Source organism: Lysobacter auxotrophicus, from assembly GCF_027924565.1.
In the GTDB taxonomy this organism is placed as follows: Bacteria; Pseudomonadota; Gammaproteobacteria; order Xanthomonadales; family Xanthomonadaceae; genus Lysobacter_J; species Lysobacter_J auxotrophicus.
The window spans coordinates 2,028,579-2,049,011 of the sequence record NZ_AP027041.1; the positions used below are offsets into that span (position 1 = coordinate 2,028,579).

18 protein-coding genes and 1 pseudogene are annotated in these 20,433 nt (G+C 66.9%); 12 read left to right on the forward strand and 7 right to left on the reverse strand.

Going from position 1 to position 20,433, the window contains the following annotated elements; translation table 11 throughout:
* Positions 1 to 13: 13 nt before the first annotated feature.
* Positions 14 to 790, forward strand: a complete 777-nt coding sequence (gene bla / locus LA521A_RS09015) for a subclass B1 metallo-beta-lactamase (RefSeq protein ID WP_281781957.1) — start codon at positions 14 to 16, stop codon at positions 788 to 790.
* 57 nt (positions 791 to 847) lie between these two features.
* Here bla and LA521A_RS09020 read toward each other — a convergent pair whose 3' ends face one another.
* A complete protein-coding gene (locus tag LA521A_RS09020; protein ID WP_281781958.1) occupies positions 848 to 1,504 on the reverse strand; it encodes an SEL1-like repeat protein in 657 nt (218 codons plus the stop codon).
* Between the two features lie 411 nt (positions 1,505 to 1,915).
* Here LA521A_RS09020 and LA521A_RS09025 point away from each other — a divergent pair, with 411 nt between their 5' ends.
* From LA521A_RS09025 to LA521A_RS09035, 3 genes are all read left to right on the forward strand, one after another.
* Positions 1,916 to 5,326, forward strand: coding sequence for an autotransporter outer membrane beta-barrel domain-containing protein (locus LA521A_RS09025; protein WP_281781959.1), 3,411 nt, complete (start codon positions 1,916 to 1,918; stop codon positions 5,324 to 5,326).
* Positions 5,327 to 5,439: 113 nt separating this feature from the next.
* A complete protein-coding gene (locus tag LA521A_RS09030; RefSeq protein ID WP_281781960.1) occupies positions 5,440 to 5,865 on the forward strand; it encodes a DUF2231 domain-containing protein in 426 nt (141 codons plus the stop codon).
* Complete coding sequence (locus tag LA521A_RS09035) at positions 5,862 to 7,175, forward strand: PQQ-dependent sugar dehydrogenase (RefSeq protein ID WP_281781961.1); 1,314 nt, start codon at positions 5,862 to 5,864, stop codon at positions 7,173 to 7,175. Before LA521A_RS09030 ends, LA521A_RS09035 begins: the two co-directional genes overlap by 4 nt.
* 99 nt (positions 7,176 to 7,274) lie before the next feature.
* Here LA521A_RS09035 and LA521A_RS09040 read toward each other — a convergent pair whose 3' ends face one another.
* Positions 7,275 to 7,739 (reverse strand): hypothetical protein, encoded by a 465-nt coding sequence (locus LA521A_RS09040; RefSeq protein ID WP_281781962.1) that lies wholly within the window; start codon positions 7,737 to 7,739, stop codon positions 7,275 to 7,277.
* 184 nt (positions 7,740 to 7,923) lie between these two features.
* On the opposite strand from LA521A_RS09040, the gene LA521A_RS09045 reads away from it, so the two are divergent.
* Positions 7,924 to 8,253, forward strand: a complete 330-nt coding sequence (locus LA521A_RS09045) for a hypothetical protein (RefSeq protein WP_281781963.1) — start codon at positions 7,924 to 7,926, stop codon at positions 8,251 to 8,253.
* A 1,100-nt stretch (positions 8,254 to 9,353) separates the two neighbouring features.
* On the opposite strand, the pseudogene LA521A_RS09050 reads toward LA521A_RS09045, so the two are convergent.
* A pseudogene (locus tag LA521A_RS09050) lies at positions 9,354 to 10,124 on the reverse strand (zinc-binding dehydrogenase); the annotation flags it as partial.
* A 684-nt stretch (positions 10,125 to 10,808) separates the two neighbouring features.
* Between LA521A_RS09050 and LA521A_RS09055 the strand changes: the two are divergent.
* The 3 genes from LA521A_RS09055 to LA521A_RS09065 all read left to right on the forward strand — a co-directional run bounded on the left by LA521A_RS09055 (position 10,809) and on the right by LA521A_RS09065 (position 12,449).
* Positions 10,809 to 11,153, forward strand: coding sequence for a ribonuclease E inhibitor RraB (locus LA521A_RS09055; RefSeq protein WP_281781964.1), 345 nt, complete (start codon positions 10,809 to 10,811; stop codon positions 11,151 to 11,153).
* 143 nt (positions 11,154 to 11,296) lie between these two features.
* Positions 11,297 to 11,716: a hypothetical protein gene (locus tag LA521A_RS09060; RefSeq protein ID WP_281781965.1), complete on the forward strand. Its 420-nt coding sequence runs from the start codon at positions 11,297 to 11,299 to the stop codon at positions 11,714 to 11,716.
* 76 nt (positions 11,717 to 11,792) lie between these two features.
* A complete protein-coding gene (locus LA521A_RS09065; RefSeq protein ID WP_281781966.1) occupies positions 11,793 to 12,449 on the forward strand; it encodes a DUF5625 family protein in 657 nt (218 codons plus the stop codon).
* Between the two features lie 126 nt (positions 12,450 to 12,575).
* Here LA521A_RS09065 and LA521A_RS09070 read toward each other — a convergent pair whose 3' ends face one another.
* The gene (locus LA521A_RS09070) at positions 12,576 to 13,763 is read right to left on the reverse strand and encodes a low temperature requirement protein A (RefSeq protein ID WP_281781967.1); all 1,188 of its coding nucleotides are present in this window, start codon (positions 13,761 to 13,763) and stop codon (positions 12,576 to 12,578) included.
* 309 nt (positions 13,764 to 14,072) lie between these two features.
* On the opposite strand from LA521A_RS09070, the gene LA521A_RS09075 reads away from it, so the two are divergent.
* From LA521A_RS09075 to LA521A_RS09090, 4 genes are read left to right on the forward strand one after another with little or no spacing between them, the layout of a single operon-like run.
* A complete protein-coding gene (locus tag LA521A_RS09075; protein WP_281781968.1) occupies positions 14,073 to 15,125 on the forward strand; it encodes an alpha/beta hydrolase in 1,053 nt (350 codons plus the stop codon).
* Positions 15,126 to 15,143: 18 nt separating this feature from the next.
* The gene (locus LA521A_RS09080; protein WP_281781969.1) at positions 15,144 to 15,650 is read left to right on the forward strand and encodes a cytochrome P460 family protein; all 507 of its coding nucleotides are present in this window, start codon (positions 15,144 to 15,146) and stop codon (positions 15,648 to 15,650) included.
* 16 nt (positions 15,651 to 15,666) lie between these two features.
* Positions 15,667 to 16,497: an oxidoreductase gene (locus LA521A_RS09085; protein WP_281781970.1), complete on the forward strand. Its 831-nt coding sequence runs from the start codon at positions 15,667 to 15,669 to the stop codon at positions 16,495 to 16,497.
* Between the two features lie 52 nt (positions 16,498 to 16,549).
* On the forward strand, positions 16,550 to 17,326 hold the full coding sequence (locus tag LA521A_RS09090; RefSeq protein WP_281781971.1) for an alpha/beta fold hydrolase: 777 nt from the start codon (positions 16,550 to 16,552) through the stop codon (positions 17,324 to 17,326).
* Positions 17,327 to 17,795: 469 nt separating this feature from the next.
* Here the strand turns inward: LA521A_RS09090 and LA521A_RS09095 are convergent, their stop codons facing one another.
* The 3 genes from LA521A_RS09095 to LA521A_RS09105 form a co-directional block, all read right to left on the reverse strand.
* Entirely contained in the window at positions 17,796 to 18,704 is a 909-nt protein-coding gene (locus tag LA521A_RS09095; protein WP_281781972.1) for an alpha/beta fold hydrolase, read from the reverse strand.
* Positions 18,705 to 18,740: 36 nt separating this feature from the next.
* Positions 18,741 to 19,820, reverse strand: coding sequence for an NHL repeat-containing protein (locus LA521A_RS09100; protein ID WP_281781973.1), 1,080 nt, complete (start codon positions 19,818 to 19,820; stop codon positions 18,741 to 18,743).
* 66 nt (positions 19,821 to 19,886) lie between these two features.
* Positions 19,887 to 20,384, reverse strand: coding sequence for a hypothetical protein (locus tag LA521A_RS09105; RefSeq protein ID WP_281781974.1), 498 nt, complete (start codon positions 20,382 to 20,384; stop codon positions 19,887 to 19,889).
* Positions 20,385 to 20,433: the final 49 nt, after the last annotated feature.

A 20,433-nucleotide genomic window follows, 5' to 3' on the forward strand; every position in this document is an offset into this window, starting at 1 on the left:
CCCAGGAGCTTGCATGTCTCTTTTTCGTGGCGCGATGTTCGCGCTACTGATGGCTGTTGCGCCCGCCCTGCAGGCCACGAACGCGGCGCAAGCTGCGGTCGCCATCGAACGACCCGCCGACGTCGAGATCCGCGAAGTGGGCGAGGGCGTGTGGGTCCACACCTCGTACTACACCTATCCCGATGGCACGCGTTACCCCGCCAATGGACTCATCGTCCGTGAGGGCGACGGCCTTGTTCTCGTGGACACGGCATGGGGCGAGCTGGCCACGCTTGCGTTGCTCGACCGGATAGAAGCGAAGATCCAGCTTCCGGTGCGCCGCGCCGTGGTGTCCCATGCGCACGGTGATCGTCTTGCGGGCGCTGACGTCCTCGAAGCGCGAGGCATCGAGGTCTACGCGATGCCGCTGACTCAGCGACGGGCCATCGCGGAGGGCATGCCGGTTCCCGACCACACACTGGGCGAACTGGACACGCCAGGAGCCACCGTTCGATTCGGCCCCGTCGAACTCTTCCATCCCGGGCCGGGCCACGCACCGGACAACCTCATGGCGTGGGTTCCCTCCCAACGCGTGCTGTTCGGCGGATGCGCCGTGCGCGCGGCGGCTTCGAACTCACTCGGGAGCATCGCAGACGCAAACCTGACGGAGTGGCCCAAGGCCATCCGCCAGGCGCGCGCTCGATACGCAACGGCGAAGCTCGTCATTCCCGGGCACGGGGACGCAGGCGGGCCCGAATTGCTGGATCACACGCTGGCGCTGCTCGAAAAAATGCCTGAAACGGGGCCGTGAGCCGCCAACGCAGCAGTGGCATCCGGACATGCAATCCCGGATGCCACCGTCCGCGGACTACTTGGCCTTCTTCACCGGCGACACCGGGCCCACGGCAGTCGATCCGATACCGTCGAGCAGGGCGTCCTGCTCCTTCCAGTAGGCGTCGAAGTTGACGCCGCCGGTTCGACCGTAGAGCTGCTCCGGCGTGACGGCGTCGGCGATCATGTACGCGCCGGTGTTGGTGCCGATGTCGGGGAGAAAGATGCCGTTGAGCGGTTTGCCCGCGATTTCGATCATCTGGTTGCGGTAACCCAGGCGACTTCCGGTCATGTCGCGCGCGAACGCCCGCATCAGGCCTTCAACGCGCGGTTTGGCGATCTCGTCGCCGAAACGCGTGTAGAAGTCCTCGCCCAGCGCGAGCGCCCTCTGCTGCTCCTGCGAGGTCATCAGCGACCACATCTTCTCGCGGATCAGGAGCAACGTCCGGTTGCCGCGTTCGGCCGCGAGGTCGGCCCAGACGTACGCCTGCGCGCGATCCTCCGGCACGCCGGCGCCGTGCCAGTACATCAGGCTCAGATAGTGCTGCGAGTACTTGTCCGCATAGCGCGCGGCCGTCGTGAAATGCGCGACCGCGTCGTCGCCATCGCCTCGCAAGTAGGACTTCAGGCCGAACACGCGCTGGAGTTCGTTCGGCTTGTCCTTCGACGCCATGACCACGGCGTCGAGTTCCATCAGGTTCTTGTCGCTGAGACGAAGATCCTGTCGTTGACCACTGTGTGCACCCGCCGCACCCACCACAAGCAACATCGCCAGAACCAGCACGTTTCCATGGATCATCACTGCCATCTCCCTGTGCACGATGAATGGTGTCGTTCTCCCCGGTCCTGTGCTCCGGCAACCACCACGTAAGCGACAGGTCCGCGCCGACGCTACCGCCTTCCCGGGCATGCTGCAAATCCGGCTGAATGGCTGCAGGGACGCGGCGTTACGCGGCCGCTACGTGGTTCGTACGCGCGCTCGCTTGGGAGTCTTACCTGTTCGACTCGTCCTCGCCCGCACTTCGATGAACGGGCGCTTTTCACATTGGCGCCACGAACCTGAGCTTTTCATTGGCTCCCGGTACCCGGACGACCGGAGTGGGCAATGGAAGGCCACCGCAGGGACGCACGCGTTCTGCCGCGCGCATCGCGACTGTCGCGCATCATCCGCTCGCTGCTGATCGCGCAATGCCTCGCGCCATGCGCTGCCATCGCGCAGGACATCGGCCCCGGCGCGGTCACGGCGCCGTTGAATGTCACCACCGGCACGCCGCGCGTCGTCGGCGGCACCACCGTGACGGCTAGCGGCGGGACGCACGCCGTCAATGTGACCGGCGGATCGCTGCTGATCGACATGCAGGCGGGACCCTCGCCGGGCGCGACGGTGTTCCGTGCGGTCAACGGCAACGGGTTGTTCGCCAACGGCGGCACGGTCTCGGTGCCGAACGGGGTGAACGTCTTCACCGTCGGCGGCCATGCGGTGATCGCCAACGGCGCTGCGTCGTCGATCACGCTGACGGCCGGGCAACTGGGCACCACGGGCGTGGGCGCCGGGCTCGTCGCCCTTACCGGTGCGCGCATCAGCGCCACATCCACGACGATCGAAAACACCGCCACCGCAACGACGACGATCTCGAACGGCCACGGCGTCATCGCCGACTCGGGCGGGCAGGTCACGCTGGGCTCGGGCAATCGCATCACGACCGGTGGCTTCAATGCCGTGGCGCTCGGCGCATCCGGCGCAGGCAGCCTGGTGCAGCAGACGGCGGCCACGACGCTACCGATCGCGATGAACGGCCGCGGTTCGCTGGGCATCTACGTGCACGACGGCGGGCAGGTGCAGACGGTCGCGAACACGCAGTTCGCGATGAACGCGACCAACAGCGTCGGCGTCACCGTGGACAACACCACGGTGGCCGCCGGCACGATCGGTAGCGGGCTGACCCTCAACTTCGCCGCCGCGCCGGTGTCCGGCCAGGCGGGCGGCACCGGCGTTGCGGCGTTCAACAACGGCAGCATCAGCCTGGACACGCTGAAGATCACCGGCCCCGGCGCGGCCGCCGGCGCGTGGGCACGCGCGGGCAGCACGATCACGCTGACCGGCGCGAGCAACCTGCAGATCCACTCCGCGTTCAACCCGACGTACTACACCTTGCAGACGGCGTCCCTGGCCACCGTCAACGGTCCGAGCGGGAGCATCTTCGGCGTCACCGGCGGCACGCCGATGGCGGGACTGAAAACCGATGGCGGGCGCATCGTCAGCACCGGCACCACCATCGACGTCACGTCGCCGGCGGGCTACGGCGCGTGGACGAGCATCAACGCCGGCGGGCCCGGCACGATCGATTTGACGAACAACACCATCACCACCAGCGGCGCGAATTCCTCGGCGTTGTTCGCCGGTTCCAACGGCATCATCACCGGCCGTTCGTCGCGACTGACCACCAACGGAGGAGGCGGCTCGGCGCTGCAGGTCTATACCTTTACCGGCGCGGGCTCCATCGACCTCACCGACAGCACGGTCGTCGCGACCGGCGCCGATACGCTGGGCCTGTATTCGGCGAACTACACCACGGGCACGATCAATCGCATCGACCTGAGCGGCGGCAGCCTGAGCAGCGAAGACGCGGCGATCGCCGGCACCGGGCCGGCGGATGTCTTCGTCGACAGCGGTGCGACCGTCACCAGCCCGACGTGGATGATGTACGCGCTCACCTCGGCCACGCGCGCGCCGGCACAGGCCACCGTGCTGCAGGTGTTCGCCGATGACGCGCAACTGCAGGGCGATGCCGGTGGCGACACGCGCAGCGTCTCCAATCTGCAACTGGCCAACGCCTCGCAGTGGACGGGGGGTGCGTACTACCTCACCAACGCCGGCGTGGACGCGACGAGCTTGTGGACGATGACGAAGGACTCGCTGCTGACCGCGCGTCTTACCAACGCCGGCCGCATCGCGTTCACCGCGCCCCAGGACGGCGATTTCAAGGAACTGTGGACGCGCGAGTACGTCGCTGCCGGCGGCACGCTCGCGATGAACACCTACCTCGGCACCGACAACTCGCCGTCCGACCTGCTGGTGCTCTACAACGGCGGCAGCGGCACGGGGCAGGGTTTGCTGGAAGTGGCCAATGCCGGCGGCCCCGGCGACCTCACCGCCGGCAACGGCATCCTGCTGGTGCAGGCGGTCGAAGGCGCGACCACCGCGACGAACCTGTTCGCGCTGGCGTCGCGCGTGATCGCCGGGCCATACGAGTACACGCTGGAACGTGGCAGCGTCGATGCGGATTCGCCGGACAACTGGTACCTGCGCTCGTCGCTGGACTGCAGCGATCCCGGCGCGCCGACCCCGCCTTGTCCCGCACCGGACCCCGATCCGCCGCCGGATCCGGAGCCCGATCCGCCGGCACCGCCGCCACCGACGCCGGATCCCCCGCCGGATCCGCCGCCGATTCCCGATCCCCCGGAACCGGCGCCCGAACCGCCGTTGCCGCCACCGCCGCCGTTGCCGCCGCCGATTCCGGCGTACCGCGCCGAGGTCTCGCTGTATGGCGCGCTCGCGCCCACCGCGCTCCAGTACGGCAAGTCGTTGCTGGACACGCTGCACGAGCGCGTGGGCGAACAGGAGCAACTGCGCGGGCGTGCCGACCTCGACGAAGCCGATCGTATCGACGGCTTCTGGGGGCGGCTGATGTACATCGACGGCGAGAAGGATCCCGAAGGGCAGGGCATCTACGATCGCGGGCCCGGTTACGACTACCAGTTCGCCGCGGTGCAGTTGGGCATGGACCTGCGCCGCCACGAGGACGACGACGGCCACCGCACGCACGCCGGCGTGTACGGGGCCATCGGCCTGGCCGAGACGCAGGTGGAGCACGTGTTCCGGAACTTCGCCGGCGACATCCGCATCGACGGCTACACGCTGGGCGGCTACTGGACGCGCTACAGCGAACGCGAGGCGTACGTCGACGCCGTGCTGCAGGCGACCTGGTACGACGCGCGGGCCAACAGCGCGGGCCACGACCTCAAGCTGGAAACCGACGGTTGGGGACTGGCCGCGTCGATCGAGGGCGGGTGGCCGTTCCGCCCGCGCGAGGACTGGACGCTCGAGCCGCAGGGACAACTGATCTACGGCTGGCTAGATCTGGATGATTCCTCCGACCTCGCCGCCAACGTGCGCTTCGAAGACACCGAGTCGCTGATCGGCCGCTTGAGTCTGCGGCTGTCGAAGGACTGGTCGCGCACGCCGGAACCGGCGCGCGAACTCGACCGCACCGGTTGGCTGCGCCTGAGCGCGTGGTGGGATTTCCAGGGCGACGCGACGACCGAGTTCTCCTCGCGCAACGGCTACATCCCGTTCCACAGCGACATGGGCGGCGGCTGGTGGGAGATCGAGGCCGGCTTCACCGGCGACATGGACCGCAACCGCTTCGTCTACGCGAACCTCGGTTACCAGCAGGGCTTCGACGACGATCGTCGATCGTGGGAGGCGAACCTCGGGTTCCGTGCGAACTGGTAGCGGACGGGCTTTCGTCCGCGGTGGTGAATCCGCGTGCGAATACACGCCCCTAACGGCTGACGGCATACAACGCAGTGCAGCAGAAAGCGGGCCGAAGCCCTTGGGAGCGCGACATGGTGGTGGGCCACATCCGCATGCATCCGCGGCCAGTCGGGCGTTTTCACGCGTTTGCCCTGGCCGCGATGGTGCCCTTGTTCCTCGGCGCCTGGCTGTGCGATTTCGCCTACTGGTCGAGCCATCAGATCGAGTGGAGCAATTTCGCGTCCTGGCTGACGGCCGGCGGCCTCGTGTTCGGTGCCGTGGCGTTGCTGTGCGCGCTGGTGGACATCGCCCGCGCAGGCGCGCGAGGCGCGTCGCTGACCTTGGCGATGCTTCTGCTGGCGACGTGGGTGCTGGGTTTCATCAACGCGCTCGTGCATGCGCGCGATGCCTGGGCCGTGATGCCCACCGGGCTCATCCTGTCGGTCATCGTCGCGCTGCTGGCGTGCGCGTCCGCGTTGGTTGGCTTCACGCACCTTCGCGCAGGAGCCATGTCATGACGCGGACCGGAATGCGATGTGCGCTCGCGATCGCGGTGGCCTGGTCGCTGGCAGGTTGCAGCGGCGGCGACGCACCGGACCTGGCGCAGTTTGGCGCGAACCCCAAGCTCCCCGACCAGGAGCGCGGGATGCTGCCCAACATGACCATCGCAGAACCTGCGCCGTGGGGCGACAAGCGCCCGACCGTCCCGCCGGGTTATGCCATCAGTGCGATCGCGACGGGGCTGGGCATCCCGCGCCAGACACTGGTGTTGCCCAACGGCGACATCCTCGTCGCCGAAGGTCGTGGCGGCAGCGCGCCCAAGCTCAAGCCGAAGGATGTCGTCGCCAGCAGGATCAAGGCCAAGGGCACCACCGCGGTGGCCGGCGGCAACCGGCTGACGCTCCTGCGCGATGCCGACGGCGATGGCACGTACGAATTCAAAACTGTCTTCGCCGACAAATTGAATGCCCCATACGGCCTGGCGCTCGTCGGGCAGGCGCTGTACGTCGCCAACCAGGACGCGCTGGTGCGCTTTGACTATCGCGATGGCCAGACCCGCGCCGCCGCCGCGCCCACCGTGGTCACGGCGCTGCCCGCGGCGATCAACCACCACTGGACGAAATCACTCGCCGCCGATGCGGACGGGCGATACCTCTACGTCGGCATCGGCTCCAACAGCAACATCACCGAACGCGGCATGACGGCGGAAGTCGACCGGGCGCAGGTCTGGCAGATCGACCCCGCCACCGGCATGCACAAGCCTTACGCCACCGGACTGCGCAATCCCACCGCGCTGGCGATCCAACCGGGCACCGGGCGACTGTGGGCCGTCGTGAACGAGCGCGACGAACTGGGCCCGAACCTGGTGCCCGATTACCTGACCTCCGTACGCGAGGGCGGCTTCTATGGCTGGCCGTACAGCTACTGGGGAAAGAACGTGGATCCGCGCGTGATGCCGCAGGATCCGCAGAAGGTGGCCGCGGCGATCGTGCCCGACTACAGTCTCGGCTCGCACGTGGCAGCGCTCGGCCTTGCCTTCTCGTCGCCCGCGATGGGCGCAAAGTTCGCCGATGGCGTATTCGTCGGCGAGCACGGAAGCTGGAACCGCAGTCCGCCGGTCGGCTACAAGGTCGTGTTCGTTCCGTTTCGCGATGGTCGGCCCGCAGGCGATCCGGTCGACTTCGTTGCGGGATTTCGTGGCGACGACGGGAAAACCCGAGGCCGTCCGGTCGGCGTGAGCGTCGACCCGCGTGGCGCACTCATCGTCGCGGACGACCTGTCGAACACCATCTGGCGCGTGACGCGCGCGGCGAACGCAACGCGCTGAGGCGAGAGTCGCCCGCGCTTTGGGAACCCGTGTAGCCGACGCTCAGGCTTGGAGATCGTGCAGGAAGGAGCGGGGCGATGTGGCAGGGCCCTCGCTCCGTCAGTTCGACGCAGGTCCTGCTTTTACCTTCTCGACCCTGTAACTCATCAGCCCCCACGCCTCCCCAGCGGAGGTGTCGGACCATTGATACGTCCACGATTGCAGCCAGCCACCGCCGGTATGTTCAATCGTGATCGTCTCACCGGGGCTTCCACCCGTCGGAAGCGGCACCGCGGGCTTGTTGATCGACGGCGCGCTCATCGCCCCGCTGGATTCGCTTACCGACGTCCGGGTGATGGTGATCCGGTCTCCTGCGGCAAAGTAAGCGGCGACTCCGGGCGCACTCGGCGCATCCAGCTGTCGAAGCCACTGGTTTACCTGTAGACCATCGCGCGATCCTCCGGTGACCACCGCGGTCGCGGTCTGTGCGGAAGTGAATCGCTCTGCTGCGACTGCGCTATCGATCCCGAAGGAAAGCAGGAGGACAACAAACACGAAAGCAAACTTCAGGCGCACGTGCTCCATGCAATCACCTGTCTGTGGGCGACATCAATGTCGCGATGGGAACCTACACCCATCAAGTATCGGGAGCTTTGCATTGGAAGTCGTATCGAGGAACGGAAGCACGGCTCATCGAACGGGCAGCTTCCACGTCCTGTTCTGGTCGTCAGTCGGCAACTGCCGGACCGGGGCGCGGTCGCAGGTGCTAATGTCGGCTTTCGGCCTTAGCGGACATTCGATGGTGGACGGATTTGCTGAGGTGGTTGTCGAGATGGCGTTGCTCGCTACCGTTACGCAACGACGGTCCGATTATCGACCTAACCACAAGCATCCCCTGACGGGCGAGTTCTTTCTCGGAGGAATCGTCTTCGACACTGGCCACATCGATCCCGGACAAACGGCCCTGGCAAGGGTTCGCCTGATAACGCGACTTGAGGATCTGGACGCATTGCTGCAGTTCGGATCCTGGTCGATCTGGGAAGGCCCGAACCATGTGGGGCATGCGAGGATCATCGAGCTGATTAGCCGCAAGCCGTGAACGGGATCATGGGGCGTGGCCGCGCATGTCCGCTTCTGGCCGATAGCGGACCTGATCCGGGTGGGCACTGGCCGGCGGTGCTAATGTCCGTGTCCGACCCGAAGGGGACATCAGTCCCTCGGCTGAGTCGGGCGCGGCCACAGGCTCTAGCGGGGATGGGAATGCCAACACAAGTAGCCCTAGAAGACGACGAAGCCTTGGTGCTGTTCGAATTGCTTGCCTCGGGCCGGCTTACGGAAAGCATCGACATACCAGAGCGAAACGCTCTCTGGGCACTAGAAACGGCTTTGCAAAGGCAGCTTGCGGCGCCTTTCTCGTCGGACTACGCAGCACAGCTAGAGCTGGCAAGGACTTCATTAGTAGCTCGTCTCGGCGACTGATGCTGAAAGTCGTCGGCGCTGGCCGATAGCAGGCGTTCGGCCGATCGAAGCGGGCTCGGCGGTGCTAATGTCCGCTTTCGACCCAAAGCGGACATGGAAGGGCGGAATCCGTGAAGGCGAGAACGTGGTGGGGTGTAGGTGCAATGGTGGGCGTGCTTCTCGTCGGAGGCGAGGCGTCCGGCGCGTTCGGACTCGATGCGATCCTGCCCCCAGCGGCACGGATTGGCATGGTCACTTACGTGTCGGGGTTGGTTGGCGCCTACGTCGCGCGAGAACGATTCTGGTGGCCCGCGTTGACGGTCCTTGCTGTCGTCTGGATTGCCGTGGCTTCCATGCTTCTCGCAATAGTTGATGCGATGGGAGGCATGACGGCCGGAGAGATGCTGCTCTACAACCTCTTCGGGATGGTTGTGTCCGCCGTGGGCGTGCTGGCGGGGGTTGGGTCAGGAACCCTGCTTGCACGAAGGGGCGATCAGTTATGTCCCGCTTCTGGTCGATAGCGGACATCCGGCCGCGCAGCCCGAAAGCGGCGCTAACGTCCGCTTTCGACCCGAAGCGGACGTGTCGGGCCCAAGGCACAAGCAACGCCCCAAGGCAATGTTCGCCGTGCGCACCGTCCACGCATTTGGCGTCAAAGACGACGGCGCGAACGTAAAGGATCGCATCGCGCCTCAACGCCACGTCGACGCACGCCAACGCGGCGGGCCGCCTGCTTGCGCATCACGGCACGAAAGCCGCGCGCACGCAGCCGTCTTCCTTCTTCTTGAACATCTCGTAGCCGCGCACGGCTTCTTCCAGGGGCATGCGGTGCGTCATCAGGAAGCGCGTCGCCAATTCGCCACTGGCAGCGAGTTCGAGCAGGCGCGGCACGTACCTTTGACCGTGCTGCTGCGCAGTCCGCACGGTGAGTCCCTTGTTCATGATCACGCCGACGGGAAACTTGTCCATCAACCCGTACACCCCAAGGATCGATAGCACGCCGCCTTTGCGGCAGGCCTGTATCGCCTCACGCAGCGCCTGGCCACGATCGGTGGCGATGTGCAGTGCCTGCTTCGCCCGATCCATCGCATGCAGCAGCCCTTCACCGTGCGCCTCCATGCCGACGGCGTCGATACACGCGTCGGGGCCGCGACCGCCCGTCATTTCGCGCAGTACATCCGGAACGCTGTCGACCGCGCTGTAGTCGACGATCTCCGAGCCCACCACGTCGCGCGCCAGCGCCAGGCGTTCGGGCAAGCGGTCGATGCCGATTACGCGTTCGGCGCCGAGGATGCGTGCGCTCAACTGCGCCATCAGGCCGACGCCGCCGCATCCCCACACCGCGACCGTGTCGCCCGGCGAGATGTCGCAGAAGTCCGCGCCCATGAAACCGGTCGGACCTGCATCGGACAGGAACAACGCATCGTCGTCGTCGACCGATTCGGGCACTTCGAAACAACCGATGTCCGCATGCGGCACGCGGATATACGTGGCATGCGAATCCAAGAAGCCAACGAAGGACAAGGGCCTGGTTTGCATTCGATTTGCGTCACTGCAGTCCCTTAGTCTCAGAGGCCTCGATGAGGGCATGCCGCGGAAGGAAGATTGCCGGTTGTCGTTCATGGGCTATCTGCGCCCCGAAGATGATTCCATGGACGGGTTTCTGCCCGAAGAAATGGCCAAGGAAGGGTTTCGGATGATCTTTTGCTTTGAAGGCGGTCTGGCTGTAAAGGTCTATGCGGCTTCAGCCCAGTTTTCGGTCGGGGGGGGCTTAGCCAACAGCCCGGGTAAGCGAAGTGCCCCGAGTCCTCGTCGCGTGTCCAGTGCTGTTGCCTACCCACGGTCCAAGCGGACGTTCAAGGGGCTTGTGCGCTCGTCCGGCCGCGTTTCGACGCGAAGGACATGGTGTTCCTGCTCGTCAGCGCCATGAATCTTGTCGCTGCAATATTTCTGGCAAGGGCTACGCGCGCGCAAGGAGGAAGCCCCATCGGCTTGTGGCCTGCGCTCGGCCCTTGTGTCCGAAGGGCTTTGGCGTTCTCACAGCAGGGCAAGGCAACTTTAGGAACCCGGACCAGCGTCCGCTGGTCGCCGATAGCGGACGGGGAGGCGGGGCGAGTCGCTGGGCCGGCGCTAATATCCGCTTTCGACCCAAAAGGGGGCACGCGGGTGGCGGGTCAAATCAGGACGGGCTCAGCGATGGCCGTTATCGACACATTGATGGAAACTGCCGTAGCGGACACGGACCTGCTCAGGAGACTTGATGCGCAGGGAGATCGGTTTCACATCGCGCGCGACGTAGAATTCCTACTTCGCGCCCCGTCCGCTGAGAAGGCAACCAAGGTTGCCAGTTTCATCAACGACTATCAGTACGGGATCGCAACCGCCCAAGGCTTGGATGATGCGCCGAGCGTTCTGCTGATTGTTCATATGCGCATCGAGCAGCATGGGCTCCGGTCCGTATCAGGATTCATGGCATGCGTATGCGCGTTGTTCGGACTGGACTACGACGGGTGGGGGTGCGTCGTTCAGACGCGAAAGTGACCGCAGTCGCGACGTCATCAGGTGTCGCTTGTGGCCCATAGAGGACGTTGGGCTCTCGCCCGGTTCCACGATGCAAATGTCCGACCCCGACCGGAAGTGGACGTCGCTCCGGCCCGATGCAGGGTCAGGCTCAAGGAGGATTCGTGCGACAGCAGATCGTGTGGTGTGCGCTGGTAGCGGTTCTTGTCTCGCCCAGTCTGGGAGCGGCGCAGCCAGATAAAGGCCTTGCCGCAGGAAAGGCGGTTCCGTACATCTTCCAAGTCTGGGATCAGTTCGTGATTTCGAACGCCGCGGCTACGGTGTGCGAGCCTGCCGATGCGTCATCCAGGAAATCGCATGCCGCGAACTTCGCGTTGGTCAGCGCGCATGTGCGAGCACGCATAAAGGCGGCGAGCCCGCGCAAATCGGACGACGAGATCAACCGCTTCCTTGGCGGCCGGGAAGCTGCGCTTGCGCGGGTGTCGACCCAGGCTGCCAAGCAGAAAGGCTGCAACGACCCCGAAATACAGCAGCTCGTGCGGCGCTACCAGACGCAACTTCGTTGGCGCCCGACCGGCACCTGACGTCGCATGAAGGACCGCTCCTTGCGCGAGCGGACATGGCAAGACCCAATAGCCGCAGCGAGGGAATTGGATTACCTTGAACCGTCAATCCCCGACGCGCGCCCGCCGCCCCGGCGCGCGCACCCTGGTCGTCCTGCTGCTCCTCGTCGCCAGCCAGCTCGTCCTGTGGCCGACGCTCGAATGGTTACAGCGGCCGATTGCCGATCGCCCCCTGTCCATCAGCCCGGCAGGCTCGCTCGAAACCGACGCGCGGATCCATGTGCAACAGCGTTACCGACTTTCGCTGGACTTGCCCAACAAGGACGCGCAGGGCAGGGCGATGAACCGTGAGGCACTTGGCGGCCGTCAGTATCCACGTGTGGACGGGGCGTCGATACCGATCGAGTGGGCGCTCGCGGATAGTCGCTCCGGTCAGGTCATCGCCGGCGGCACCGTCGACACACGCAATGCATCGCAGTGGGGAGGCGGCGTGGCGACACGCCACATCGCCTTCGTGGACGTGCCCCCGGGCCGCTACCGGCTGTCGGTACGCGTGCTGCGCAACGTAATCGAGCTTCAGGGCATCACGGGTCGGGTGAGGCTAGGCCTGCCGGGCGGAAAGATTTCCGCGGGATGGACGTCGACCCTGCTTTTCTGGGGACCGATCGCGAGCGTGCTGCTGGTGTGGCCCGCCATCGGGGTGCTGATCATCGTGTTTCTCTGGAAGCGTTCGGGGCACAGGCGTCGCGAGTAACGGTAAGGATGCCCCGTCGATTGCGCGGCTTTGCAGGTCGAAGCGGGCATTCGCGCAACGCGATGGTGCCGGCCAGCTACGTTGCCGACGCGACTGCCTCCTCCCGCGCAGCGGCGAAACGACTGACTACCGCCCGCGACGCAGCGCGATGGTTTCCCACGTCGCGACGATCACCAGCACCAGCGTCGTGGCCGCGCCGATCGCGAGCGGCGAGAGCAGGTGGGCGAACGCGAACGGGAACAGCGCGCCGAGCAGGGCGACGCCCGCGCAGTGCGACAGCGGCGGGGTGCGACGGTCGTTGCAGACCCATTTGAACAACGCCACGCCGAGCAGGTAGAGCATCGGGCCGCCGATCATCGCGACGATCTCCGCCTTGCCGCTTCCGCGAAAATGGTCGGGATGCGCGAGCGTCAGTTCGTCGGCCACGGCGCACACGATGATCCCCGCGACAATGAGCAGGTGCAGGTACGTGTAGGCCAGCCGCGCCTGTCGACCGGGGTCGTCGGAATGCGATATGCGATGGCTCGCGCGCTCGGCGCCGGTGTCGAAATAGATCCACCACATCGCCACGCTGCCGAGGAACGCCACGCCGAAGGCCATGAAGGTCGGCGCGCTCCACGCCTGCCCGGCGAACGTCGCGCCGGTCACCAGGATCGACTCGCCCAGCGCGATGATCACGAACAGCGCGCAGCGCTCGGCGAGGTGGTGGCCGTCGACGTCCCAGTCGGTCGTGTTCGACCGGCCCAGGCGCGGCACGTAGAAATACAGCGCCGGCGCGAGGTATTCGATCGCGACGGCCGCGACCCACCAGGCCACGCGCGCCGGACCGTCGGCGAGCCCGCCCATCACCCAGCACACGCCAGACGCCGCCAGCCAGAGCGCGATGCGCACGAAGTTCTCGTGGAGCACGCGATGCCGGCCGCGCGTGACGACCGCGACGAAGACGGTGCGGCCCACCTGCATCGTCGCGAACACCACGCCGAACAGCACTCCGCGATCGGCGAACGCCTGCGGGATGGACGAGGACAACAGCAGGCCGCCGAGCATCAGCGCGAACAGCATGACCCGCACCGGCGGGCGATCCGGGTCGAGCCAGTTGGTGACCCACGAGGTGAAGATCCACAGCCACCACACCGCCAGGAACAGCAGCAGCGTCTGCAGCGCGCCGCGCACGGTGAGGTGTTCCAGCAGCGTGTGCGAGAGCTGGGTGACGGCGAAGACGAACACCAGGTCGAAGAACAGTTCGACCATCGCCACGCGACTGCTGTCGGCAGTGGCGCGCTGGCGCAGCAGGGAAGGGCGCAGGTCGGTCATGGACTCGGGCGATAGCAGGTTCCGTGCCGCTAGATTACGCGCGCCGCGTGCCGCCGCCCGCCTCATACATGGGTATGGAGTCATACCTACGTGTTATCGCCTCCGGCCGCACGCGCTGGTTACATGGCGACGACCGGCCGATCGCGCTGCGACCCGTCGGTCGGCCGCCCCGACATTCCGATACGAAGGGCGGCGATTCCGGACACATCCCGGATACACGGCCCCTCCAGGCTGCACACACACGGCGCCGCGTCGCGCCGGGGCACGCGAAGTCCGGCGGCCTGGGCATCCACAGACACGGAGATCACCATGGACCAGCACGAAACCCGATCGTTCGATCCGCTCCGCCGCAGGATGCTGACGACCGCCGCACTGGGCGTGGCGATGGCGCCACTCGCCACGCTGCGCAACGCGCGCGCCGCCACGGCAGCGCCTGCCGTTACGCCGCGCCGCGCACTGGCGACTTCGTTCGCGCCGCTGAAGCGCATCCGCGCCGGCCTGCTGGACGTGGAATACGCCGAAGCCGGGCCGGCGAAGGGCCCGCCGGTGATCCTGCTGCACGGCTGGCCCTACGACATCCACAGCTATGTCGAAGTCGCGCCGTTGCTGGCGAACCTTGGCTATCGCGTGATCGTGCCGTTCCTGCGCGGCTATGGCGGCACGCGTTTCGTTTCGTCCGACACGCTGCGCAACGGGCAGCCCACCGCGCTCGCCGAAGACGTCGTGCAGTTCATGGACGCACTGCGCCTGCGCAGCGCGGTGATCGGCGGTTTCGACTGGGGCGCACGCTCGGCCGACATCGTCGCCGCGTTGTGGCCCCAACGCGTCAAGGCGCTGGTGTCCGTCAGCGGCTACCTCATCGGCAGCCAGGCAGCAGGCGAAGTGCCGCTTCCGCCGGAGGCGGAGCTGCAATGGTGGTACCAGTTCTACTTCGCGACCGAGCGCGGTCGTGCGGGCTACGACAGGAACCGGCACGACTTCGCCAGACTCATCTGGAAACTCGCCTCGCCGAAGTGGGCGTTCGACGATGCGACCTTCGACCGCAGCGCGGCGTCGTTCGTGAACGACGACCACGTCGACATCGTCGTCCACAACTACCGCTGGCGCCTGGGCCTGGCGCACGGCGAGGCGAAGTACGACGCGCTGGAAAGCCGCCTCGCGCAGTTCCCGTCGATCGGCGTGCCAAGCATCACCATGGAAGGCGACGCCAACGGCGCGCCGCATCCGCAGCCGGACGCGTACGCGAAGCGCTTCACCGGCAAGTACGAGCACCGCCTGATCACCGGCGGCATCGGCCACAACCTGCCGCAGGAAGATCCGCACGCGTTCGCGCAGGCGATCGTCGATGCGGATCGCCTCTGAGCGACGGAGACCCTTGCCATGAAGATCCGCTGGGTGGTGCTCCCGATCGCGCTGCTCGTGCTGGGCCTGATCGCCCTCACGGCCGCCGACGACGCGAAAGCCGGCAAGCCCGCGTCCCCGGTCTATGGCGTCACCGTGCCCGACGGCTACCGCCGCTGGCAGTTCATCGCCTCCGCGCGCGAAGCCGCGCCGTTCGACGAGTTGCGCGTGGTGCTCGGCAACGCGATCGCGGTGCGCGCGTATCGCAAGGGCACGTTGCCGTTCCCAGATGGCAGCGTGCTGGTGAAGCTGGCCTGGAAGGAAGTGCAGTCGCCCGATTTCGCCTCGGCGACGATCCCCGGCGCGGCCACCAGCGTGCAGGTGATGGTGAAGGATTCGAAGAAGTACGCCGCCAGCGGCGGCTGGGGTTTCGGCCGCTTCATCGGCGGCGTGCCGACGGATGAAGCGCAGCACCGCACCTGTTTCGCATGCCACCGGGCGCGCGTCGCGGATCGCGATTTCGTGTTCACCCGCATCGCCCCGTAGGCGAGGAGACGACGACATGACGCAACGATGGCTCATCACCGGAAGCTCGCGCGGCCTGGGTCGCGCCCTGACGCGCGCCGCGCTCGACGCCGGGCATCGCGTGATCGCCACCGCACGCGATCCGTCGCAGCTGCAGGACCTGGTCCAACGCCATGGCGACCGCGTACGCGCGGTGGCGCTCGACGTCACCGATCCGGCGGCGGCCGGGCACGCGGTGCAGGTCGCGGTGGAGGCATTCGGCGGACTCGACGTGCTGGTGAACAACGCCGGCTACGGCAACGTGAACTCGGTCGAGGACACCACGCTCGAGGACTTCCGCCGCCAGATCGAGACCAACCTGTTCGGCACGATCATCATGACCAAGGCGGCGATACCGGTCATGCGCGGGCAACGCAGCGGCCACATCATCCAGTTCTCGTCCGTCGGCGGCCGCGTCGGCGCACCCGGTCGCGCGCCGTACTCGGCCGCGAAGTGGGGCGTGGAAGGGTTTTCGGAAGTGCTCGCGCAGGAGATGGCGCTGGTCGGCGTACGCGTGACGATCATCGAACCGGGCGGGTTCCGCACCGATTTCGCGGGCGCCTCGACCTCGCTCGCCGAAGGCGGGCCCGAATACGACGCCGTCGTCGGCAAGGCGGCCCGCATGCAGCGCGAGTACGACGGACGCCAGCCGGGCGATCCGGCGCGTGCGGCGCGCGCGATCCTCGACGTCGCCGCGCTGGAGGCGCCGCCGTTGCGGCTGGCGCTGGGCAGCGACGCGGTGGCCGCGATCGAACGCGTCGACCGCGCGCGCCTGGACGAGCTGGCGCGTTGGCGCGAGCTCAGCGTGTCGACCGACTTTCCCGCCTGACGCCGCACACCACGACCCACCCCACGACTCACCCCTCGAGAAGGAAAACTCCATGAAACACCTGCTGCTTGCGATGGCACTTGGCGCTGCGTCGCTGACCGCCGCCGACGCGTCCGCCCAGACCGCCAAGCCCACCGTCGTGCTGGTGCACGGCGCCTTCGCCGATGCGTCCAGCTGGAACGGCGTCATCCGCATCCTCGAACAGGACGGCTACCCGGTCGTCGCCGTCGCCAACCCGCTGCGCAGCGTCGCCAGCGATGGCGCGTACGTCGGCGATCTCGTCTCGAGCCTCGGCCAGCCGGTGGTGCTGGTCGGCCACTCGTACGGCGGCAGCGTCATCACCGAAGCCGCGCGCGACAAATCGAACGTGAAGGCGCTGGTCTACGTCGCCGCGTTCGCGCCGGAGGCAGGCGAAACCGCGGCCGGGCTGTCGGGCAAGTTCCCGGGCAGCACGCTCGGTCCGGCCATCGCGCCGCCGGTGAAGCTCGCCTCCGGCGGCAACGACCTGTACATCCAGCAAGACAAGTTCCACCACCAGTTCGCGGCCGACGTGCCGAAGGCCGAGGCCGCGCTGATGGCCGCCACGCAGCGTCCCATCACCGAAGCCGCGCTCAACGAGAAGTCGGGCGCTCCGACCTGGACGAGCATCCCGTCGTGGTTCGTCTACGGCGACAAGGACCTGAACATCCCGCCGAAGGCGCTGGCGTTCATGGCCGAACGCGCGAAGTCGCGCAACACCGAAGTCGTCCCCGGTGCCTCGCACGTGGTGATGGTGTCGCACCCGGACGTGGTGGCCCGGCAGATCGAGCGCGCTGCGGAAGCGAAGTAACCCTCCCCCCGAACTTCGCTTCCCACCGTTGCCCCGGGCCTTGCGCCCGGGGCTTTTTTTGCGGGATCGGTGCGGTGGTGGCGGGCGGATGCCGTGACAGCCTGGATCCCGGCCTTCGCCGGATGACGGTGCCTTTCGCCGGAATGACGGTTTTTTTGACGGGAATGACGGTCCGTTTCGCTTGGATGCCGGTTTTGCTGTTGTAGCCCGGGTAAGCGAAGCGCACCCGGGGCATCGCAATGGATGCGGAGTCCGCCGAAAAGCGAATATGGGTTCCAGCTTTCGCTGGAATGACGGTGAGTAGGCGGATGCCGTGACAGCCTGGGTCCCGGCCTTCGCCGGGATGACGGTTTGAAGCTGACGGTGAGTGGGCGGATGCCGTGACAGCCTGGGTCCCGGCCTTCGCCGGGATGACGGTTTGGAGCTGACGGTGGGCCGATGCCGTGACAGCCTGCGACAGCGACCGCGACTACCGCGGTCGCTGCAGGAATTGCGTCACCAGTTCGGCGACATCGTCGGGATACTGATGGTGCGGCGCATGCCCGGTGCGGGAGTAGAAGACGAACGTGGCGTCGCGCATCTTGCCGATCAGCGGAAACCAGTTCTGGCCCGCCGTGCTGGTGTCGTGGTCGCCGGCGACGACCAGGATCGGCAGCTCGACCTTCGTCAGCTTTTCCCTGCGTCCGCCGGCGTCTTCGTGGAAGGCGCCGGCGGCCTTGAAATAGCGCTCAAACTGCGCCGGCTGCGAGGGAATGCGGGCATCCACGTCGGGCCGCTCGCGGATGCGCTCGCGCGATTCGCGCGCGCGGTCGCGGCTGAGCGCGGAGTCGGGTTCGAAGAACAGGACTTCCTCGTCGGCAAGATCATTGACGGGCTTGAGCGCGTGCTCCAGGAACGCCGGCTGCAACGGGATGTCGTTCTTCCCCGGGGGGTTCGTCGCCAGCAGTACGACGCGGTCCACGCGTGCGGGCCGGTCGATCAGATACGCCTGCGCGAGCAAACCGCCCCACGACCAGCCGAGCAGATCGAACCTCTTCAGCCCCAGCGCGTCGGCGAAGCCGTCGAGTGAGGCGACGCCCTGTTCCATCGTCTCGGGCTGCGTGCCCTGCGAATACCCGACGCCGGGCAGTTCGAACAGGATGACCGTCCGCTGTTTCGCCAGTGCATCCACGAACTTCGGATCCCAGGTGTCGAGCGTGCCGCGGAAGCGGTTCACCAGCACGATCGGCGCGCCGCTGCCGAGCTTGCGGTAGGCGATGCGATCGGCGCCCACCTGCACGGTGTGCGTTTCCGCCGTCGACGAGCCGCCGGCGGCGATGGCGTCGGGGGCCAGCAACGTGCCGGCGAGCAGCAGCGGGAGAAGCAAAGTCGTACGCATGGAGTCACCTCGAAGATGCGCTCGCGCGCGATGGAGTCAGGGCGTGTCGATCGACGGGATGTCGAACTGCGCGAGGTTCCAGCGCGTGACCTTCTCCTCCCATTCGTCGCCTTCGCGCGGCGTGAGTGGAAGCGCCAGGTTCGCCACGATCATCCGCTTGCCCTGCACGGCGGTCGCGGCGGGGAAGAGCAGGCCCAGCGGAGCGCCATCGGCACCGATGCCATCGAAGTGGCCCGCGCGCGCACGGACCAGGCCGTTGGCGTCCAGCGCGACCACGTTGTCGACCTGGTTGGACGCGGCCCACAGCAGGCCGTCGTGCAGAAGCAGGCCGTCCGCGCCGTAGACGCCTTCGGCGAGCACTTCGGGCTTTCCGCCGGCCAGCGGCATCCGCAGCACGCGGCCGTCGCCGGCGTTGTTCACGTACAGCAGCGCGGCCGATTCATCGATCGCGATGCCGTTGGCACCGAACGGCAACGCGCCGGTCGTCGCCAGCAGGGGATCGCGCACCAGCACGTCGACCTTGCACGGTCGGCATGCGGTCGCGTTGGCGATCCGGTAGATCGCGCCCTGGAACGAGTCCGACACATACGCGTTGCCTTCGGTGTCGAAGGCGAGCCCGTTGATGGCGGGGAAGCCCGCCGAGCCGTAGGCGATCCGGTCCTGGCTGCCATCGGGATTGGCGACGAGTCGATCGCCGGGCGCCGGTGGCGTCAGCGCGCCGAAGCTCGCGACATCCTCGGGCAACTGGCCGGTCGCGAACTTCGCGGGAAGACGCTGCAGTTTCGACGCACCGAAGTTCAGGAAGTAGATCGCACCACCGGCGTGGGCGAGGCCGGTGATCGGCGTCTGCCCCAGGTCCGCGCGGGCCAGCAGCTTTCCGCTGGGCGACAGGCGGACGATCTGGTTCCGCCGCGCCGAAGCGGGTTCGCGACTGTCGAACGAACCCACGTAGATCTCGCCCGATGCCGGGTCCGTCGCGAGGCTTTCCGGATGACGGAAATCCTCCGGCAGCGTCGCGAAGGGACGCGTATCGATGCGCACGTACGAGTCGGTCGACTGTGCGACGGCGAACGGGCAGGCCAGCGACAGGGCGATCACGGCAAGGGTCTTGTTCATCTCAACACCTTCGCTCGAACGCGAGCAATGAACCGCGGAAGGGAAGTGCGCCGCTCGCCGCGCGGATCACGCCGCGGCGGCCGTCCGGAAGCCACGCCGTATGCGCATCGCCTGCACCGTTGCGCCCGCGAGGTACACGAGGAATCCGATGCCGACGATCGCCTTCAACACCGGATCCTCCGGCCCCGTGAACGCCGGGTTGCCGATGGGAATGCGCGTGCCGGTCTCCGTCAACCCCGGAATCAGGTGGAAGAACAGCGTCAGCGAGTTGCCGAGCACCGTTACATGACGCGCGAAGAGCGATCCGGCGGATCGCTCGGCCACCGCCGCGATCGCGAGCACCACCAGCGTGACGACGGCCAGCACGTGCGGAACGCCGAAGCCGCCGTGTCGGAAGATGAAAAGCCCGGTGAAGGCGGTTGCCGCCGTCAGCCACACGTACAGCGCGCCCGAACGCGTGCGTGTCCCGATTTCGCCATGCCGCAGCAGGGCCCGGATGCCGAAGCACACCGCCACCAGTGCGATGGCGGTGTGGAACATTCCGAACTGCGAGAGGTCGAGCATGGCGTGCACTCCAGCGTTCGCACAGGCGGAAGTTCGGGGTGGGCGACGC

Coding starts and splice junctions, on each gene's coding strand:
- bla (WP_281781957.1), top strand. CDS start 14: ATGTCTCTTTTTCGTGGCGCGATGTTCGCGCTACTGATGGCTGTTGCG.
- LA521A_RS09020 (WP_281781958.1), bottom strand. CDS start 1,504: ATGGAACTCGACGCCGTGGTCATGGCGTCGAAGGACAAGCCGAACGAA.
- LA521A_RS09025 (WP_281781959.1), top strand. CDS start 1,916: ATGGAAGGCCACCGCAGGGACGCACGCGTTCTGCCGCGCGCATCGCGA.
- LA521A_RS09030 (WP_281781960.1), top strand. CDS start 5,440: ATGGTGGTGGGCCACATCCGCATGCATCCGCGGCCAGTCGGGCGTTTT.
- LA521A_RS09035 (WP_281781961.1), top strand. CDS start 5,862: ATGACGCGGACCGGAATGCGATGTGCGCTCGCGATCGCGGTGGCCTGG.
- LA521A_RS09040 (WP_281781962.1), bottom strand. CDS start 7,739: ATGGAGCACGTGCGCCTGAAGTTTGCTTTCGTGTTTGTTGTCCTCCTG.
- LA521A_RS09045 (WP_281781963.1), top strand. CDS start 7,924: ATGTCGGCTTTCGGCCTTAGCGGACATTCGATGGTGGACGGATTTGCT.
- LA521A_RS09055 (WP_281781964.1), top strand. CDS start 10,809: ATGGCCGTTATCGACACATTGATGGAAACTGCCGTAGCGGACACGGAC.
- LA521A_RS09070 (WP_281781967.1), bottom strand. CDS start 13,763: ATGACCGACCTGCGCCCTTCCCTGCTGCGCCAGCGCGCCACTGCCGAC.
- LA521A_RS09075 (WP_281781968.1), top strand. CDS start 14,073: ATGGACCAGCACGAAACCCGATCGTTCGATCCGCTCCGCCGCAGGATG.
- LA521A_RS09080 (WP_281781969.1), top strand. CDS start 15,144: ATGAAGATCCGCTGGGTGGTGCTCCCGATCGCGCTGCTCGTGCTGGGC.
- LA521A_RS09085 (WP_281781970.1), top strand. CDS start 15,667: ATGACGCAACGATGGCTCATCACCGGAAGCTCGCGCGGCCTGGGTCGC.
- LA521A_RS09090 (WP_281781971.1), top strand. CDS start 16,550: ATGAAACACCTGCTGCTTGCGATGGCACTTGGCGCTGCGTCGCTGACC.
- LA521A_RS09095 (WP_281781972.1), bottom strand. CDS start 18,704: ATGCGTACGACTTTGCTTCTCCCGCTGCTGCTCGCCGGCACGTTGCTG.
- LA521A_RS09100 (WP_281781973.1), bottom strand. CDS start 19,820: ATGAACAAGACCCTTGCCGTGATCGCCCTGTCGCTGGCCTGCCCGTTC.
- LA521A_RS09105 (WP_281781974.1), bottom strand. CDS start 20,384: ATGCTCGACCTCTCGCAGTTCGGAATGTTCCACACCGCCATCGCACTG.